The sequence below is a fragment of the Criibacterium bergeronii genome (assembly GCF_001693775.2).
Lineage (GTDB): Bacteria > Bacillota > Clostridia > Peptostreptococcales > Filifactoraceae > Peptoanaerobacter > Peptoanaerobacter bergeronii.
This window is the reverse complement of the sequence record NZ_MBEW02000067.1, coordinates 1-1,080: the sequence shown is the minus strand read 5'-3', so window position 1 is coordinate 1,080 and position 1,080 is coordinate 1. Positions and strand designations below refer to the sequence as shown.

The following is a 1,080-nucleotide window of genomic DNA, read 5'->3' as shown; positions in this document are numbered from 1 at the left end:
TTGTAATACCGGTGAAGATGCCGGGAACCTGCGACAGGACGGAAAGACCCCATGGAGCTTTACTGTAGCTTAGTATTGAAATTAGGTAATTAATGTACAGAATAGGTGGGAGGCTAAGAGAATAGGTCGTCAGATTTATTGGAGCCAACTTTGGGATACCACCCTTTGATTACTTGACTTCTAACCGGGAGCCTTGAAGCAGGTTACGGGACAATGCTTGGCGGACAGTTTGACTGGGGCGGTCGCCTCCCAAAGAGTAACGGAGGCGTCCAAAGGTTCCCTCAGCACGGTCGGAAATCGTGCAAAGAGTGCAAAGGCAAAAGGGAGCTTGATTGCGAGACCAACAAGTCGAGCAAATACGAAAGTAGGGCTTAGTGATCCGGTGGTAGAAAGTGGAATTGCCATCGCTCAACGGATAAAAGCTACCCTGGGGATAACAGGCTGATCTCCCCCAAGAGTTCACATCGACGGGGAGGTTTGGCACCTCGATGTCGGCTCATCACATCCTGGGGCGGAAGTACGTCCCAAGGGTTGGGCTGTTCGCCCATTAAAGTGGTACGCGAGCTGGGTTCAGAACGTCGTGAGACAGTTCGGTCCCTATCCGTCGCAGGCGCAGGATATTTGAGAGGAGCTTTCCTTAGTACGAGAGGACCGGGGAGGACACACCACTGGTGCACCAGTTGTTTTGCCAAAAGCATAGCTGGGTAGCTATGTGTGGAACTGATAAGTGCTGAAGGCATCTAAGCACGAAGCAAACCTCAAGATAAGATATCCCATCGAAAGAGTAAGACCCCTCTAAGACTAAGAGGTAGATAGGCAAGAGGTGTAAGTGTAGTAATACATTAAGCTAACTTGTACTAATAGGTCGAGGACTTAACCTAAAAGATGATATGCAGTTTTCATGGTATTAAAAGAAAATACCATGAAAAAGAGATGGCGAAAGAAAGAAACAGCCAAAACAATATGGTTATGAAGAGCTGAGGATACACCTGTACCCATGCCGAACACAGAAGTTAAGCTCAGTATCGCTGATGGTAGTCAAACCGCAGGGTTTCGCGAGAGTAAGCAATAGCCAATTGT

At 48.0% G+C, this 1,080-nt stretch carries 2 rRNA genes; both read left to right on the top strand.

The features are described from left to right. Positions 1–881, top strand: a 23S ribosomal RNA gene (locus tag BBG48_RS10765); the annotation flags it as partial. An 81-nt stretch (positions 882–962) separates the two neighbouring features. Next, positions 963–1,078: ribosomal RNA gene (gene rrf, locus BBG48_RS10760) — 5S ribosomal RNA — on the top strand. Positions 1,079–1,080 lie beyond the last annotated feature (2 nt).